This window comes from Allorhizobium paknamense, assembly GCF_030815125.1.
GTDB lineage: Bacteria > Pseudomonadota > Alphaproteobacteria > Rhizobiales > Rhizobiaceae > Allorhizobium > Allorhizobium paknamense.
On the sequence record NZ_JAUSWH010000004.1, the window covers coordinates 257,820 to 274,531 of the forward strand.

The following is a 16,712-nucleotide window of genomic DNA, read 5'->3' on the forward strand; positions in this document are numbered from 1 at the left end:
CACGGGAAAAAGGCCGTGAGTGGGGCAAGTTTCAAGAGCATTGTTGATAAAAGCGTCTTTGCCTTGAGCGAAGATGACCAGGAACAGGCTTGACTCCACTATACGAGAGTGAAATTCTACTATCATGGAAAAATCAGTCGATCAGGCCGTTGCGGAACGGTTGCGCTCCCTGCGTGTGGCGCGAGGATTAACCTTGGACGGGCTGGCGGAGATCTCCGGCGTCAGCCGGGCGATGATTTCCCGCATCGAGCGCGCCGAGGCGAGCCCCACGGCCTCGCTTCTCGCCCGGCTCTGTTCGGCACTGGGGCACTCGCTTTCGGCCTTCTTTGCCGACACGGACAAGGCCGTGCCGCTCCTGCGGCGCGCCGACCAGCCGGTCTGGCGCGACCCGGAGAGCGGCTATCTGCGCCGGGCGGTCTCGCCGGGCGGTACGGGCTCGAAAGTGGACGTGGTGGAGGTGGAGTTCCCCCCGGGTGCGACGGTGCGCTTTCCCGATCCCAGCCCCGGACGCAGGCAATGGCAGCATGTCTGGCTCTTCGAGGGCCGGATGGAGCTGACGGTGGCGGAAACGGTCCATCGGCTGGAGGCAGGGGATTGCCTCTACATGAATGTGGCGGAGGTGCGCGGTTTTCACAATCCCGGCCCCGAGAGGGCGCGCTATGCGGTGATCATCGATCTGGATCGCCTTCCCGACCCGTAAAAGCTCCCCTCCTGGCGAGCGATACACAAACAAGGACAAAGGATAGAATGATGGAAATCCGGCTGTTGACCGCGGATGCAATGACGCATGCCCTCTCCGACCTGACGGAGGTGCTGCGTGACTGTGTGGAAGGGGGAGCCTCGGTGGGTTTCATGTTGCCGTTTTCTCAAGGGGAGGCGCTCGCCTTCTGGGAAGGGGTGCAGCGCGCCGTGGCGGCGGGCGAGGTGCTGTTGCTGGTGGCCGAGCAGGCAGGCCGCGTTGTGGGTACGGTGCAGGTGGGCCTCAAGCTGCCGCCCAATCAGCCGCACCGGGGCGAGATCAAGAAGCTGCTGGTGCATACCCGCGCACGTGGGCAGGGCCTGGCCCGGCACCTGATGACGGCAGCGGAAAAGGCTGCCACGGAGGCCGGCAAGCAACTTCTGGTGCTGGACACGGCGACGGGAGAGCCTGCCGAGGCGATTTACGAGCGGCTGGGCTGGAGCAAGGCAGGCGTCATTCCCAACTATGCCCTGTTTCCCGATGGCCGGTTTTGCGCGACAACCATTTTCTACAAGTTGGAGCCTGCCCGGTGAAAACCGGTTCACCGGACAGGCTCTAACTTTAACTTTTTGTTTTCACGCATTTCCGGACGGGAAACCGGTTCCCACTTTTCCTGGAAATGCTCTAGCCGCGTGATCAGATGGGGAGAGCGCCATGACGGACAGGCCACGGATTTCCATTCTCTATTGTACGCAATGCAACTGGCTGCTGCGCGCCGGCTGGATGGCGCAGGAGCTGCTGCAAACCTTCGGCGACAGCCTTGGCGAGGTGGCCCTCATTCCCGGCACAGGCGGCAATTTCGAAATCCGGCTGGATGATACGGTGATCTGGGAGCGCAAGCGCGATGGCGGCTTTCCCGGTCCCAAAGAGTTGAAGCAGCGGGTACGCGATATCATCGATCCGCAGCGCGATCTGGGGCATGTGGATCGTCCCGGAAAGACCGAGCCTTGAAGAAGGCCCGCACGACGCGGGCCTTCTCTTAGAGCACGTCCGGTGAACAGGGGGTTACCGGACGTGCTCTAAGCTTTTGTTTTTACGCATTTCCGGACGGAAAACCGCAACGAAGCTTTTCTCGGGACAATGCTCTATCTTCCCAGCTCAGCCGAAGGGCGAGCGGCAGGTGCGCGGACGGCCATAGGCGTCCAGATAGCGGTTGGTATCCGGATTGTAGGACCGGTAACGGTCCAGGCACCACTGAATATGGCGGCGCCAGGCGCGCGGGGGGCCATCCGGGCGATAGTAACCGGGCGGCGGCGGCGCGGGGCGATAATAATCCGGCGGCGGCGGCGGGCGATACCCCGGCGGTGGCGGGGGTGGCGGCGGACGATAGCCGGGCGGGGGCGGCGGCGGATAATCCGGGCGATCATAACAGCCATAGGCATCGCAGACATAGCGAACATCCAGAACCGGTGCGGTAGCCTGGTCCTGAGCACCGCTTACCAGCGGTGCCTTGGCAAAAGGCATGGTCGCGAAACCGGCTTCGGGCGCAAGCGCCGTGGCCGCAATCGCAAGCCCCAGCACGGCTTTAGAGCATTTCAAACCGGTTTTCCCTCCGGAAATCTGTGAAAACTGAGAGTGCGAGCGTTTCAGCGTTTGCATAAAACGCCGAAACGCTCTGGGAACTGAAAACATGGGTAGTGGCCTCCTCAAACGACCGCCGCGACACATTCTTCCCTTCGAAGGTGCGGCAACGGACAAAAAATGCATTCGATCCGCTCACAGACCGGAAGCTTTGCGAAACTTAACAATATGCGCTCTGCCCCAAGTGAGCCTTCCTGCATATAGAGCGCCGTGAAACAGGCCAAAAACAAGGAATTTTTGTCGGTCCGCCGATTTTTTTCAATTACGGCATAAATCTCTGGATTTAAACGGCTTTAAAATCTCATAGCCGACGGTGAGCGCCGGATTTCCGGGCTTTTTCAAGACCCCCGCCCAGGCTTTGACACGAAAGCTTCAAAAACCGTGTTGACAGGAAAGGGGAGGCCCTTTAAACGGCTCCTCGTCGCCCAGATGGCGGAATTGGTAGACGCGCAGGTTTCAGGTACCTGTGCCGCGAGGCGTGGAGGTTCGAGTCCTCTTCTGGGCACCAAATTCCAAAGCTTGCTGTAAAAACAGCATGTTGCAAAAGGCCCGGTCTTCCGGGCCTTTTGCATGTCCAGCCTTTGATTTTCCCGGAACTGTCATATCGCCGTCAGAAAAATCGGTCAGAAGGCGCTGATCATTTTCTCCTACACGGTGTCTTTCCCATGTCCCCTGCCAGCATGTCCTACGCCCCTGCCCTGTCGCGGCTTTTTCCGGAAGCTTCCGATGGTCTGGTGGCCATGGCAGAGGCCGCACTGTGTGCCGGAGAACTGGCACGCACAGCGCTGAAACGGCGCCATGCCGCCTCCATCGTCCACAAGGCGCCTCGCGATTACCAGACCGAAATCGACGTTGCCGTGGAGGCGCTGATCGTTGAGCGGATGCGGCTGGCTTTCCCCGATCACGCCATTGCCGGGGAAGAAGGCGTTGGCAACCGCGCCGCCGAGGGCCAGCCGGTGATCGTCATCGACCCGATCGACGGCACCACCAATTATGCCTGGGGCCTGCCGCATTTCGGCATCGTCATCGCCATTGCCGACCAAGGCGAAATCATCTCCGGCATTGTGTATGACTGCATGCAGGACGAGTTGTTTTGCGCCGAAAAGGGCAAGGGTGCCTGGCTCAACGGAGAACGGCTGCATCTCACGCCCCTACCGGGTGAAAAGCTCCAGGAAAATGCTCTGATCGGCGCGAGCCTGCCCGTGCCGGGTCAGGTCCAATCGGTGAGCGAAGAGGTCTATTACGCGGCACTGCGCCGTCTGATGGCCACCACGGCCGGCGTGCGCCGGCTAGGTTCCGCAGCGCTTTCCACCGCCTACGTGGCCTGCGGGCGTCTGGACGGGTTTTTCGAGGACGGGCTTTCCCTGCATGATTACGGCGCCTCGCTGCTCATGGTGCGCGAAGCAGGCGGGCTTGTGACCGGCTTTAACGGCAAGGAAATCGGCGCCCATGGCGACGTGCTGGCCGCCCATCCCGATCTGCATGGCTGGCTGGTCGAGGGTTTTACCGCCAGAGCGTTGTCCTGAGAAAAGTGGAATCCGGTTTCCCGTCCGGAAACACTGCTGTCGCTGAGAACCGGCGTTACTTCTTTGAGATCGTCACGAAGGTCACGCCGCGTACCCGCACGATCATCTCGCAGGGCTCGCTATCCGTCCGGTCGCAAAAACGCGGATGCATCTTGAAGGCAAAGACCATGTTGCCGAAGCGCTTCATGAATTCATAGCTGTAGATGCGGGCGGTGGCGATGAGGAGATAGCCGCCCTCTTTCACCTGGACATAAAAGTTATACGGGCAGCCATCGCCGTCACATTGCGGTCCCCGCGCGCCATCGCAACTGAACGCCCCCTCATTGACCACGGCATCCGTCAGCCCGTCATTGTTGATGTCGATGCGGCTGATGAAATCACTGTCGTATTGGGCGATCTTGCACTGCTCGTTGAAATGGCTCTTCTCATAAATTTCCGGGTCGGTGACCAATTGCTGCTGGGCCATCGCCAGAGGTGCGGAAAGAGCGAGAAGAAGAGCGCATAAAACGGTCAGGATCGGCTTCACGGCTGCACCTTGGTAAAGGAAGGGATAATTCGTTATAGAATCTTTCCCTTGCTGCTTTCTTACCGGAATGGCCTCTCTCCCGGTATTGGCGCATGTCCGATCGGAAAACCGGGCTCCACTTTTCCTGGAAATGCTTGTTTTTACGCATGTCCGATCGGAAAACCGGGCTCCACTTTTCCTGGAAATGCTTGTTTTTACGCATTTCCGGACGGAAAACCGGGCTCCACTTTTCCTGGAAATGCTCTAAAACAGAAAAGGAATGTGACCGTGGCGGAGCGTGATGTCCCTTCTTCTTTATCTGGATTATGCAGGCGTTGCGCTATTTGCCGCAACGGGGGCGCTGGCGGCGTCCCGCAAGCAGTTGGATATCATCGGCTTCCTGTTCTTCGCCATCATCACCGGGACCGGCGGTGGCACGGTGCGCGATATCATTCTCGGGCGGCTTCCGGTGTTCTGGGTGATCGATCCCGGCTATATCGTTACCTGCTGCGCCATGGGCGTGGTGGTCTTCTTCACCGCGCCGCTGGTGGAATCGCGCTATAAACTGCTGATCTGGCTGGATGCGGTGGGATTGTCCGCCTATTGTGTCATGGGCGCGGCCAAGGGGCTGGCGGCCACGGGCTCGGCCACGATTGCCATCGTCACCGGCACGATGACGGCGACGCTGGGCGGCGTGCTGCGCGACCTCATCGCCAATGAGCCCTCGGTGCTGCTGCGCCCGGAAATCTACATTACCGCTGCCCTGATCGGCGCTTCGATCTTCACAGGCGCCTATATGCTGGGCGCGCCGCTCTACTGGGCCTCGGCAGGCGGCGCGGTGGCGGCCTTTGCCGTGCGCGGCGGCGCGCTGTATTTCGGCTGGACCTTCCCGACCTACAAGCACAAGCCCGGTCGCCATCCGGACGACGTATTATAGAGCATTGCCCCGAGAAAAGCGGCAACTTTGCGAAGGCTCTACAGCGCCGTGCGCCATATATGGCGCACAAAGGTTCGCTGTAGCGCTTTATATCTGCTGCATAATTTTATCCTTAAATCGATTAGGATTTAAGGAATTATGCAGTAAATCTTTGTTTTTACGCATTTCCGGACGGAAAACCGGATTCCACTTTTCCTGGAAATGCTCTATTTCTTGGCCCACAGCACCTTGAAGCGGGCATTGCGGCAGGTCTCGCCATGCTGGCGGAAATGCGCCGCCAGCGCCGTCTCGTAGGGAAGGCCGCGATTGGCGACCAGCAACAGATCGCCGCCCTGGCTGAGCGCCGCAGCCGCCGTCTTGATCATCGCTTCGCCAATGGAGGGCTCCGCCGCATGGCCTTCATGGAAGGGCGGGTTCATGATGATCAGATCGTATTTTTCCTTGGGCGCTTCCGCCGTGAGATCCTGCCAGAAGAACCGCGCCGTCAGATCCGGGCAGTTGCGGGCAAGATTGATCTTCGCCTGCTCCAGCGCGTCGTAATTGGCCTCGAAGAGATCGATGCGATGGGTGCGCGGCGCTCTTTCCTTCAGCATCACCGAAAGATAGCCCCAGCCCGCGCCGAAATCGGCAGCATTGCCATCGAAATCCTGCGGCAGGCGGCTCGCCAGAAGTTCGGAGCCGGGATCGACATGGGCATGGGAAAACTGGCCGGCAAAGGTCTCGAACCTGTCCTCGATCATCACCGGCTTTGAAGCAAGCGCCGCAATCGCCGGCGCCCTCTCTTCCGGCACCGGGAACCACACGGCCACACCATGATATTTCGGCATGGACTCCGGCTGCAGCCCCAACCGGTCCAGTTGCTTGCGCAGCGACTGGATGCCATCTTCCTTGGACCCGGCGATCACCACCATGCCGCCCGTTTTGACGCGCTGCAGCGCCTCGGCAATGCGGTTTTCGTTCAGCCCCTTGTGCTTGGTGGCAAGGATCAGCGCTGCGTCGTAATCCTCACCCTCCACCACCGGCACCGGCGTGTGGCGGGCCGTTTCAAGGCGGCGAAAATCCGGGCGGAAGCCCTGAACCAGAACCAGATCCGCCGCAAAGCCCTCCGGCTTCACGAACCCCGCTTCCGCGCCGAGAAACAGGATGCGTTCACCTGCCTGCGGCAGGGCGATGGTTTCGGTCACATAGGGGTGAAACAGGGTCTTCAGCGTTTCGCGGCTCATGGTCTTCATTTTTCCAGTCAATATAAAAAAGGCGCGGAATAGCTTCCGCGCCCTGTAGAAAGACGAAACGCGGCTTATTCAGCGGCGGCTTCGCCGTCCTGCTTCTTTTCCAGTTCCTTGCCGGTGGCCTGATCCACAACCTTCATGGACAGGCGCACCTTGCCGCGCTCGTCAAAGCCCATAAGCTTGACCCAGACCTTGTCGCCTTCCTTGACCACATCGGTGGTCTTGGCAACGCGCTCGGAAGCCAGCTGCGAAATGTGCACGAGGCCGTCACGCGAACCGAAGAAGTTGACGAAGGCGCCGAAATCGGCGGTCTTCACGACCGTGCCTTCGTAGATGGCGCCGACTTCCGGCTCCGCCACGATGGAGTGGATCCACTTGCGGGCCGCTTCGATCTCCTTGCCGGAGGAGGAAGCGATCTTCACGGTGCCATCGTCCTCGATGTTGATCTTCGCGCCGGTCTTTTCAACGATTTCGCGGATGACCTTGCCGCCGGAGCCGATGACTTCGCGGATCTTGTCGACCGGGATGTTCATCACTTCAATACGCGGTGCAAACTCGCCGAGCTGCGACCGGCTCTCGGTGATGGCCTTGGCCATTTCGCCGAGGATGTGCTTGCGGCCACCCTGTGCCTGGTTGAGAGCGACCTTCATGATCTCTTCGGTGATACCGGCGATCTTGATGTCCATCTGCAGCGAGGTGATGCCTGCTTCCGTACCGGCAACCTTGAAGTCCATGTCGCCGAGATGGTCTTCGTCACCGAGAATGTCGGAGAGAACCGCGAAGCGCTCGCCTTCGAGGATCAGGCCCATGGCGATACCGGCAACCGGCTTTGCCAGCGGCACACCGGCATCCATCAGCGCCAGCGAGGTGCCGCAGACGGTGGCCATGGAGGACGAACCGTTGGATTCGGTGATTTCGGACACGACGCGCAGCGTGTAGGGGAACTGTTCCGCCGTCGGCAGCATCGGGTGGATGGCGCGCCATGCCAGCTTGCCATGGCCGATTTCACGGCGGCCCGGGGAGCCCATGCGGCCCGTTTCACCGACCGAATAGGGCGGGAAGTTGTAGTGCAGCATGAAGTTTTCCTTGTACATGCCCGTCAAGGAATCGACATACTGCTCGTCTTCGCCGGTGCCGAGCGTGGCAACGACGATGGCCTGGGTTTCGCCGCGGGTAAAGAGGGCCGAACCGTGGGTACGCGGCAACAGGCCAACTTCGGCAACGATGGGGCGAACCGTTTCAAGATCGCGGCCGTCGATGCGGCTCTTGGTGTCGAGAATGTTCCAGCGAACGATCTTGGCCTGCAGGTGCTTGAACACCGCGCCAACCACTTCCGGCGTGTACTTGGCTTCGCCTTCGGCCGGCAGGAAGTGCGCCTTGACCTTGGCCTTCACGGCGTCGACGGCAGCGTAGCGATCGGCCTTCTGGGTGATCTTGTAGGCGGCGCGCAGCTCGGTTTCGGCAATCTTCAGCATTTCGGCTTCGAGTTCGGAATGATCTTCCGGCTCGAATTCGCGCGGCTCCTTGGCAGCCACTTCCGCCAGCTTGATGATAGCGTCGATCACCGGCTGGAAGCCCTTGTGGCCGAACATGACGGCGCCGAGCATGACCTCCTCGTTGAGTTCCTTGGCTTCGGATTCAACCATCAGAACGGCGTCGGAGGTGCCGGCCACAACCAGATCCAGCGTGGATTCGTCCATCTCGTCGAGATGCGGGTTCAGCACGTATTCGCCATTGATGTAGCCAACGCGCGCGCCGCCGATCGGGCCCATGAAGGGAATGCCCGACAGCGTCAGTGCAGCCGAGGTGGCGACCATGGCGAGGATGTCCGGATCGTTTTCCAGATCGTGCTGGATCACGGTGACGACAACCTGCGTGTCGTTCTTGTAGCCTTCCGGGAAGAGCGGGCGGATCGGGCGGTCGATCAGGCGGGAAACGAGGGTTTCGTTTTCGCTCGGACGGCCTTCACGCTTGAAATAGCCGCCCGGGATCTTGCCGGCGGCATAGGTCTTTTCCTGGTAGTTGACGGTGAGCGGGAAGAAATCCTGACCCGGCTTCGGCTCCTTGGCGGACACCACGGTGGCGAGAACGACGGTTTCGCCGTAGGTGGCGACAACGGCGCCATCGGCCTGACGGGCAACCTTGCCCGTTTCCAGCTTCAGCGGGCGGCCTGCCCACTCGATTTCCACGCTATGAATATCGAACATGTCCTGTTCCTTTATAGGCTGCACCTCCGCGCCCGGTGACGGGCGAAGCGCAAGATGCGATGCCTGATGCTGACACATCACGGGCAAGACAGCAGGAGACTTCGGGGATGCGGGCTTAAAGCCCGGAAGTCTCCGACAATCCTGCCCCATGACAGGTCATCGGTTTCATTCGGCAGGTCCGGCCCATCCGGGCTGCCGGGATGTTTCCGCCTTGTGGCGAAAACGGAGGCGGGCCTTTGAAAAAGCCCCGTAAACCAGCCGGCGGGCCTTCCCTTCGGAAAGCCCGCCGGAAGGAGATTAGCGGCGAATGCCCAGACGGCCGATCAGGCTGGAGTAACGAGCCTCGTCCTTCTTCTTCAGGTAGTCGAGAAGCGAACGGCGGCTGGAAACCAGCGTCAGCAGGCCACGGCGGGAATGGTTATCCTTCTTGTGGCCCTTGAAGTGTTCCGTCAGGTTGTTGATCCGCTCGGTCAGGATGGCAACCTGTACTTCCGGCGAACCCGTGTCGCCTTCCTTGGTTGCATATTCCTGGATGAGGGCGGCCTTGCGCTCTGCGGTGATCGACATCGGATGATCCTTTCTATCGAATGGAGGAATGGGACGCCGCAAGCCGGGATGTCGTCCAGCATCGGCCATGAAAGCACCAAAATACCTTGAATGCTGGCGGTCCTATACAGGATCGGCCGCCATAAGGAAAGTTTAATTTGGACTGATATGTCCGCGCTCAATATAGCTATGGCGGAAAACCATTTGCCTGTGTAGGATTCCGGCACGGGCGGAGAGATCAAGACGGACCGGGAAGGCAATCATTGCGAATTCTGCTGGCTGAGGACGATGAAAATATTGGCGCCCACGTGGCCGCCACCCTTAAGGATGACGGCTATCAGGTGGATGTGCTGACGGATGGACCCGCGATCTGGGAAGCCGGCGAGGAAGAAGGCTACGACGCCATTATCCTCGATCTTGGACTGCCGGGGCTGGACGGGCTCTCCATTCTGCGACGCTGGCGCAAGGAAAAGATCGACACGCCGGTGCTGGTCCTGACGGCACGCGGCTCCTGGATGGAGCGCGTGGACGGCTTCGACGCGGGCGCCGACGACTATCTTCCCAAACCCTTCCGGGCCGAGGAATTGCTGGCCCGCCTGCGCGCCCTGCTGCGCCGGGCCGGCAAACGGGGCGACAGCACCCGCCAGGCGGGACGGTTTCAGGTGGACGAGGCCGGGTTTCGCGTCACCTTCGACGGCCAGCCACTGGAGGTCAGCCCTTCCGAATTCCGGCTGATCCAGTTGCTGGTGGAAAACAAGGGGCGCGTCCTTTCTCCTTATGAAATCGCCGCACATGTCCAGGGCCGCGATGACGATGCCTCCAAGAATGCCGTGGAGGCAATGATCGCCCGCATTCGCAAGAAAACCGGCAGTGACGCCATCGAAACCCGCCGGGGCTTCGGTTACCGGCTGGCGGAGTAGACGGAATTGCCGGTATGAGCACGGCTTGGGGACACCATGTGAGGGAAGAGGGGCAAGGCCGATGCTGTCGTCATTGAGGCTGCGCCTGGCCGCGGGTTCCGTCGTGGCGATTGCGCTGGCCCTGCTGGTGCTGTGGCTCGCCACTGGTTTCCTGTTCATCGATTATGTCGAACAGCAATACAAGACGGAGATGAGTAGGATCGCCGATGCCCTGGCCGCCCGGCTGAAGGTGCGCGACGGCAAGCTCGAACTCGTCTCCTCCCCCACCGATGCCAGCTTCATCACCCCCACCTCTGGCCGGTACTGGCAGATCAATACCGCCGATGGCCGCATCTTTCGCTCCCGCTCGCTCTGGGATGTGGAAATTCCCGATCATGTGCCCGCTATTCGCCCCGTCGGCTTCGGGCGGATCGAAGGCCCGGATGGCAAGGGCATTATCGTGCAGCGCACGCCCATGGAGGTGGCGGATCAGGGCAAGACCTATTCGGTCGTCATTCACACCGGCTTTCCCGAGGACGAACTGATAGCCGCCCTTGAAAAGCATCGCAATCGCTCACAGGTCGTCATGCTGGCGGCGGCGGTGCTGCTGCTCGGCTCGGCTTTGTTTCAGACGAGCGTCGGCCTGAGGCCGCTTTCGCGGCTGCGCGATCAGGTGGCGCTGGTGCGCGGCGGCAATCTTTCCCATCTCGACGAGGCGGTGCCGAGCGAGGTCAAGCCGCTGGTCAACGAGATCAATCTTCTGCTGGCCGAGCGGGAGGCGGCGCTGGAGAAGGCGCGCGCCCGGGCGAGCGATCTCGCGCATGGGCTGAAAACGCCACTGACCGTGCTGTCCCAGCTTGTCCCCAATCTACCGGCCTCGGACCGGCGCACGGCCTTCGAGCAAATCGACCTCATCCGCCAGCGCGCCGATCGGCAATTGCAGGCGGCCCGGCTCGGCGTGGAGCAGATGCAGACCACCGATGCGGAAAAACTGATCCGCAAGCTTGTGGGCGTACTGGACCCGGTGGCGCAAAGCCGTGGCCTGACCTGGGCGGTGACCGTGGACCCGGATCTGAAGGTGGAGGCCGACGCGGCGGATCTGGCGGAGGCCATCGGCAATCTGCTGGACAATGCGGTGAAATGGGCGGCAGGTGAAATTTCCGTCGAGGCCACCACCCGGGAGGGCATGGTGGCGATCACCATTTCCGATGACGGGCCGGGCGTGAAGAATGCCGACCGGGAGCGGGTTCTGCGCCGGGGCGAGCATCTGGGGGCGGAGCAGGCAGGCTCCGGCCTCGGCCTTGCCATCTCCTCCGATATCGTCACGGCCTATGGCGGCACGCTGATCCTTTCGGAGGCGGCAGCGGGCGGGCTTGCCGTCACCATGGAAATTCCCGAGCGGGGCGGGCGGCGCATTCCGCCGCACCCGGTGTGAACGCAGCAAAGATTCGCGTTTCGCCAGGCCTTTGCCCGTTGCACTTTATCCCCTTCGCGGTTATAAGCGCGCGTCCGAACGGTCCGGCAGGGCATGCCGTGGCCGTTTCTATGCTTGAGGCTGATCTCGTCAATCGGCCTCGATACAAGAATAATGGAGTAGCAAAATGCCCAAGATGAAGACGAAGTCTGCCGCCAAGAAGCGGTTCAAGGTTACGGCAACCGGTAAGGTTGTCGCAGCAGCTGCTGGCAAGCGCCATGGCATGATCAAGCGGTCCAACAAGTTCATCCGCGATGCACGCGGCACGATGATCCTCGCCGAAGCTGACGGCAAGAAGGTCATCAAGAACTACCTGCCGAACGGTCTCTGAGACCTGAAGCCCATTGGATCATTTTAAGGAGATCATGATATGTCTCGCGTAAAACGCGGCGTTGCCGCTCACGCCAAGCACAAAAAGGTTCTGAAGGCTGCCAAGGGTTTCTACGGCCGTCGCAAGAACACCATCCGCGCCGCCAAGGCTGCGGTTGACCGTTCCAAGCAGTACGCTTACCGCGACCGCAAGGTGAACAAGCGCAACTTCCGCGCCCTGTGGATCCAGCGTATCAACGCTGCCGTCCGCGAATTCGGCCTGACCTATGGCCGCTTCATCGACGGCCTGAACAAGGCTGGCATCGAAGTGGACCGCAAGGTTCTGTCCGACATGGCCATCCATGAGCCGGCTGCCTTCGCAAAGCTGGTCGAAGCCTCCAAGAAGGCTCTCGAATACCTCAAGGAAGCCGGTACGGCTAACGAGTTTGAAAGCGCGGTTAACTAACCAGCGCTTCCCAGACTGAATTTGGTATTGGGAAACCCGCGCTGGCAGGGCTGGCGCGGGTTTTTCCTATGTGATCATGCGGCGCTGTAAGGCTCGCCGACCTTTGGGCAGGAAAACGGAAGATGTCCGATCTCGACAGTTTGAAAACCACGCTTCTGGCCGATATTGCCGCCGCGGGCGACGAGGCCTCCATTGAAGCCGTGCGCGTCGCCGCCATGGGCAAGAAGGGCTCGGTCTCCGAGCTTTTGAAGACGCTGGGCACGATGAGCCCGGAAGAGCGCCAGACACGGGGGGCATCAATTAATGCGCTCAAAAACGAGATTACCGAGGCGCTGAATGCCAAGAAGGCGGCGCTCAAGGATGCCGCCATCAACGCCCGTCTTGCGGCTGAGACCGTGGATGTCTCGCTGCCCGTGCGCTCCTCTCCCGCCGAGCGCGGTCGCATTCACCCGATCAGCCAGATCATTGACGAGATCACCGCGATCTTCGCCGACATGGGCTTCTCCATTGCCGAAGGTCCGGATATCGAGACCGACTATTATAACTTCACGGCGCTGAATTTCCCGGAAGGCCACCCGGCGCGGGAAATGCACGACACCTTCTTCCTGCAACCGGACGAAAAGGGCGAGCGCAAGGTGCTGCGTACCCATACCTCGCCGGTGCAGGTGCGCACCATGGAAGCACAAAAGCCGCCGATCCGCATCGTCATTCCGGGCAAGACCTATCGCCAGGACTCGGATGCGACGCACTCGCCGATGTTCCATCAGGTCGAGGGCCTCGTCATCGACAAGACCGCCAATGTCGGCCATATGCGCTGGATTCTGGAAGAATTCTGCAAGTCCTTCTTCGAGGTCGATAACGTCACCATGCGCTTCCGCCCGTCCTTCTTCCCCTTCACGGAGCCGAGCTTCGAGGTGGATATCCAATGCGACCGCTCCTCCGGCCCGATCGTCAAGTTCGGCGAAGGCAAGGACTGGATGGAAATCCTCGGCTGCGGCATGGTCCACCCGAACGTGCTGCGCGCCGGCGGGCTCGATCCCGATGAATATCAAGGCTTTGCCTGGGGCATGGGCCTCGACCGCATCGCCATGCTGAAATACGGCATGCCAGACCTGCGCGACTTCTTCAACGCCGATGTGCGCTGGATGAGCCATTACGGCTTCCGCCCGCTGGACGTACCGACGCTGTTCGGCGGTCTGAGCGTTTAATTCCGGCCCTAGGAGGACATACCATGAAATTCACACTCTCCTGGCTGAAGGATCATCTGGAAACCGATGCGACGCTGGACGAAATCTGCGAGCGGCTGACGGCGATTGGCCTTGAGGTCGAGGATGTCGATGACCGTGCGGCCTATAAGCCCTTCACCATCGCCAGAATCCTGACCGCCGAAAAACACCCGGAAGCAGACCGGCTGAAGGTTCTGACCGTCGATGCCGGGGACGGCAAACCGGTGCAGATCGTCTGCGGCGCGCCGAATGCGCGTGCGGGGCTGGTCGGCGCCTGGGCGCGGCCCGGCACCTATGTTCCGGGCATCGATGTGACGCTGTCGGTCGGCAAGATCCGTGGCGTCGAAAGCCATGGCATGATGTGTTCCGAGAAGGAGCTGAACATCTCCGAGGATCATAATGGCATCATCGACCTGCCGGAGGATGCGCCGATTGGCACTTCCTTCGCGTCCTATGCGGGGCTGGATGACCCGGTCATCGAGATCAACCTGACGCCGAACCGTCCGGATTGCACCAGCATCTACGGCATCGCCCGCGATCTCGCCGCCTCCGGCCTCGGCACGCTGAAGGCGCCCAAGGCGCCGTCCTTCACCGTGGAAGGAGAAACCGCGCAAGAGGTTCGCATCGAGTTGGATGACGCCCGCCTCTGCCCCGGTTTTGCCTACCGTCTCGTGCGCGGTGTGAAGAACGGCCCCAGCCCGAAATGGATGCAGCAGCGGCTGAAATCCATTGGCCTGCGCCCGATTTCGGCGCTGGTGGATGTGACCAATTACATGACCTTCGATCAGGGCCGCCCGATGCATGTCTTCGATGCGGACAAGGTGAAGGGTGCGCTGACCGTGCGGCGCGCCAGGCAAGGCGAAGAAATCCTGGCGCTTGATACCCGCACCTACAAGCTCACGCCCAATACGGTGGTGATTGCCGATGACAATGGCGTCGAATCCATCGGCGGCATCATGGGCGGCGAGCATTCCGGCTGCGATGAAAACACCGTCAACGTGCTGGTGGAATCGGCGCTGTGGGACCCGATCAACATCGCCAAGAGCGGCCGCAGCCTCGGCATCATCACCGATGCGCGCTACCGTTTCGAGCGCGGCGTTGATCCCGAGTACATGATCCCCGGCCTGGACCGCACCACGCAACTGATCGTCGAGATGTGTGGCGGCACGGCGGCGGCATCCAAGGTGGTGGGCTACAAAGGCCATGAGAAGAAGGTCGTCAGCTTCCCCTTCTCGGAAGTGAAGCGCCTGACCGGCCTGACCGTCTCCAATACCGAAGCCCGCACCATCCTGACCGGTCTCGGCTTCGAGGTTGAGGGCGATGGCGAGGTGGTGCAGGTTGCCGTTCCCTCCTGGCGGCCCGATGTGGATGGCAAGGCCGATCTGGTGGAAGAGGTCATGCGCATTCACGGCGTTGACAAGATCAAGCCCGAGCCGCTGCCGCCGACAGGCAGCGTCAATGGCCGGATTCTCACCACGCTGCAAATCCGCACCCGCACGGCGCGGCGGGCGCTGGCCGCGCGCGGCATGCTGGAAGCCGTGACTTGGTCCTTTATCCCGGAAGATCAAGCCAAGCTCTTCGGCGGCGGCAGTGCGGCACTCAAGCTTGCCAACCCGATTGCCGCCGATATGTCGGACATGCGTCCTTCGTTATTGCCAGGCCTGCTGACCGCTGCCCAGCGCAATGCCGACCGTGGCTTTGGCGATGTGGCGATCTTCGAAGTGTCCGGCACCTATGAGGGCGACACGCCGGAAGGACAACGCCGCGTGGCGGGCGGCATTCGCCGCGGCACCGCCTCGCTCGCCGGTTCTGGCCGGTTGTGGTCCAACGCCGCAAAGGGCGGCGGCAAGCCGGTGGATGTCTATGACGCCAAGGCTGATGCCATGGCCGTGCTGGAAGCCTGCGGATTGCCGATGGCCAATGTGCAGATCGAGCAGGGTGGACCGGACTGGTACCATCCGGGCCGTTCCGGCACGATCAAGATGGGGCCGAAGGTGGTGCTGGGCCATTTCGGCGAATTCCATCCGAAGACGCTGGCAGCACTGGATGTGTCCGGCGCGCTCTGCGGCTTCGAGATCTATCTCGATGCCATGCAGGAGCCGAAGAAGAAGGCCACCCGCACCAAGCCTGCCCTGGAGCTTTCGCCGTTCCAGATGGTGAAGCGCGACTTCGCCTTCGTGGTCGACAGCAAGGTGGAGGCCGGCAGCCTGATCAAGGCCGCCACCAGCGCCGACCGCAAGCTGATCACCGGCGTCAACGTCTTCGACGTGTTCGAGGGCGCAAGCCTCGGCGAAGGCAAGAAGTCGATTGCCATCGAAGTGCTGATCCAGCCGGTGGACAAAACCCTGACGGATGAGGATTTCGACGCACTGACGAAGAAGATTGTCGGCAATGTCGAAAAAACCACCGGCGGCACGCTGCGCGCCTGAGTGAAACGGTCAGGCAAGATCATCCGCCGCGCCTTCCGGGAAGCCGGGACGCGCGGCGGTTTTGCGATAACGGCATGCGTTAAAACAAGAAGGTAAAGCACGGTGCATGAGGCTGATAAGCCGCAACGTGATTTACAGCGCCGTGCGCCCTATAGGGCGCACAAAGGTTCGCTGTAGCGCTTTCCATCCGCGATCGCGGCAAACTCACCCAAAGCGCTCCAACAACATCAGCAGCATCGGCTTCAGCCTGCGAATTTCTTCGCGATGCGTGGCGGACAGGGAGGCAAGAACCCTTTCCGCATGGGGCGTCAGATGGATCATGGTCTTTCGCCGATCCTCACCATCGGCGCGGCGCACGACAAAGCCAAGTGCTTCAAGCCGGTTGACGAGTTCGGAGGCGCTGTGCGGCTTGAGGATCAGGCGTTCGGCCACATAGCCCACCGTCGCCCTTTGTCCCTCCGCCCCCCGAATGGCCAGGAGCGCCTGATGCTGTTGCGGTGTCAGTCCGGCCTCGACGGCTTTGTCCTCGCTGAAAGCCTGAAAGCCGCGCAAAGCCGCACGGAAATCCGCGAGATCTGCGTAGTCACTGTCCTTGAGCGACGGGGTCTCTTCCGCCATCACGTCATCCAATCTTGATAA

The 16,712-nt window shown here is 61.1% G+C and carries 17 protein-coding genes and 1 tRNA gene; 12 read left to right on the forward strand and 6 right to left on the reverse strand.

Annotated features, from left to right (window positions below):
* Nucleotides 1–124: 124 nt before the first annotated feature.
* The 3 genes from QO005_RS08905 (at nt 125) to QO005_RS08915 (ending at nt 1,690) form a co-directional block, all read left to right on the forward strand.
* Entirely contained in the window at nt 125–700 is a 576-nt protein-coding gene (locus QO005_RS08905) for a helix-turn-helix domain-containing protein (RefSeq protein WP_307157641.1), read from the forward strand.
* 47 nt (nt 701–747) lie between these two features.
* The gene (locus tag QO005_RS08910) at nt 748–1,272 is read left to right on the forward strand and encodes a GNAT family N-acetyltransferase (protein WP_307157642.1); all 525 of its coding nucleotides are present in this window, start codon (nt 748–750) and stop codon (nt 1,270–1,272) included.
* A 121-nt stretch (nt 1,273–1,393) separates the two neighbouring features.
* A complete protein-coding gene (locus QO005_RS08915) occupies nt 1,394–1,690 on the forward strand; it encodes an Rdx family protein (protein ID WP_307157643.1) in 297 nt (98 codons plus the stop codon).
* Between the two features lie 147 nt (nt 1,691–1,837).
* Here QO005_RS08915 and QO005_RS08920 read toward each other — a convergent pair whose 3' ends face one another.
* On the reverse strand, nt 1,838–2,278 hold the full coding sequence (locus QO005_RS08920; protein ID WP_307157644.1) for a BA14K family protein: 441 nt from the start codon (nt 2,276–2,278) through the stop codon (nt 1,838–1,840).
* A 465-nt stretch (nt 2,279–2,743) separates the two neighbouring features.
* Here QO005_RS08920 and QO005_RS08925 point away from each other — a divergent pair.
* Both QO005_RS08925 and QO005_RS08930 read left to right on the forward strand, forming a co-directional pair.
* Nucleotides 2,744–2,828 (forward strand) — tRNA-Leu (locus QO005_RS08925).
* A 172-nt stretch (nt 2,829–3,000) separates the two neighbouring features.
* The gene (locus tag QO005_RS08930; protein ID WP_307157756.1) at nt 3,001–3,846 is read left to right on the forward strand and encodes an inositol monophosphatase family protein; all 846 of its coding nucleotides are present in this window, start codon (nt 3,001–3,003) and stop codon (nt 3,844–3,846) included.
* 55 nt (nt 3,847–3,901) lie between these two features.
* On the opposite strand, the gene QO005_RS08935 is transcribed toward QO005_RS08930, so the two are convergent.
* Nucleotides 3,902–4,312, reverse strand: coding sequence for a hypothetical protein (locus QO005_RS08935; protein WP_370878037.1), 411 nt, complete (start codon nt 4,310–4,312; stop codon nt 3,902–3,904).
* Nucleotides 4,313–4,652: 340 nt separating this feature from the next.
* On the opposite strand from QO005_RS08935, the gene QO005_RS08940 reads away from it, so the two are divergent.
* The gene (locus QO005_RS08940; protein ID WP_307157646.1) at nt 4,653–5,288 is read left to right on the forward strand and encodes a trimeric intracellular cation channel family protein; all 636 of its coding nucleotides are present in this window, start codon (nt 4,653–4,655) and stop codon (nt 5,286–5,288) included.
* Nucleotides 5,289–5,494: 206 nt separating this feature from the next.
* Here the strand turns inward: QO005_RS08940 and QO005_RS08945 are convergent, their stop codons facing one another.
* From QO005_RS08945 to rpsO, 3 genes are all read right to left on the reverse strand, one after another.
* Nucleotides 5,495–6,511: a class I SAM-dependent methyltransferase gene (locus QO005_RS08945; RefSeq protein WP_307157647.1), complete on the reverse strand. Its 1,017-nt coding sequence runs from the start codon at nt 6,509–6,511 to the stop codon at nt 5,495–5,497.
* A 74-nt stretch (nt 6,512–6,585) separates the two neighbouring features.
* Entirely contained in the window at nt 6,586–8,724 is a 2,139-nt protein-coding gene (gene pnp / locus QO005_RS08950) for a polyribonucleotide nucleotidyltransferase (RefSeq protein ID WP_307157648.1), read from the reverse strand.
* A gap of 297 nt (nt 8,725–9,021) precedes the next feature.
* The gene (gene rpsO, locus QO005_RS08955) at nt 9,022–9,291 is read right to left on the reverse strand and encodes a 30S ribosomal protein S15 (RefSeq protein WP_307157649.1); all 270 of its coding nucleotides are present in this window, start codon (nt 9,289–9,291) and stop codon (nt 9,022–9,024) included.
* Between the two features lie 242 nt (nt 9,292–9,533).
* On the opposite strand from rpsO, the gene QO005_RS08960 reads away from it, so the two are divergent.
* From QO005_RS08960 to pheT, 6 genes are all read left to right on the forward strand, one after another.
* Nucleotides 9,534–10,190, forward strand: coding sequence for a response regulator transcription factor (locus QO005_RS08960; protein ID WP_307157650.1), 657 nt, complete (start codon nt 9,534–9,536; stop codon nt 10,188–10,190).
* Between the two features lie 61 nt (nt 10,191–10,251).
* Complete coding sequence (locus QO005_RS08965) at nt 10,252–11,604, forward strand: sensor histidine kinase (RefSeq protein ID WP_307157651.1); 1,353 nt, start codon at nt 10,252–10,254, stop codon at nt 11,602–11,604.
* A gap of 166 nt (nt 11,605–11,770) precedes the next feature.
* Complete coding sequence (gene rpmI, locus QO005_RS08970) at nt 11,771–11,974, forward strand: 50S ribosomal protein L35 (protein WP_027487755.1); 204 nt, start codon at nt 11,771–11,773, stop codon at nt 11,972–11,974.
* Between the two features lie 39 nt (nt 11,975–12,013).
* The gene (rplT, locus tag QO005_RS08975; RefSeq protein WP_307157652.1) at nt 12,014–12,418 is read left to right on the forward strand and encodes a 50S ribosomal protein L20; all 405 of its coding nucleotides are present in this window, start codon (nt 12,014–12,016) and stop codon (nt 12,416–12,418) included.
* Nucleotides 12,419–12,540: 122 nt separating this feature from the next.
* A complete protein-coding gene (pheS, locus tag QO005_RS08980; RefSeq protein WP_307157653.1) occupies nt 12,541–13,626 on the forward strand; it encodes a phenylalanine--tRNA ligase subunit alpha in 1,086 nt (361 codons plus the stop codon).
* Between the two features lie 23 nt (nt 13,627–13,649).
* Nucleotides 13,650–16,073: a phenylalanine--tRNA ligase subunit beta gene (pheT, locus tag QO005_RS08985; protein ID WP_307157654.1), complete on the forward strand. Its 2,424-nt coding sequence runs from the start codon at nt 13,650–13,652 to the stop codon at nt 16,071–16,073.
* 204 nt (nt 16,074–16,277) lie between these two features.
* Here the strand turns inward: pheT and QO005_RS08990 are convergent, their stop codons facing one another.
* A complete protein-coding gene (locus QO005_RS08990; protein ID WP_307157655.1) occupies nt 16,278–16,691 on the reverse strand; it encodes a MarR family winged helix-turn-helix transcriptional regulator in 414 nt (137 codons plus the stop codon).
* Nucleotides 16,692–16,712 lie beyond the last annotated feature (21 nt).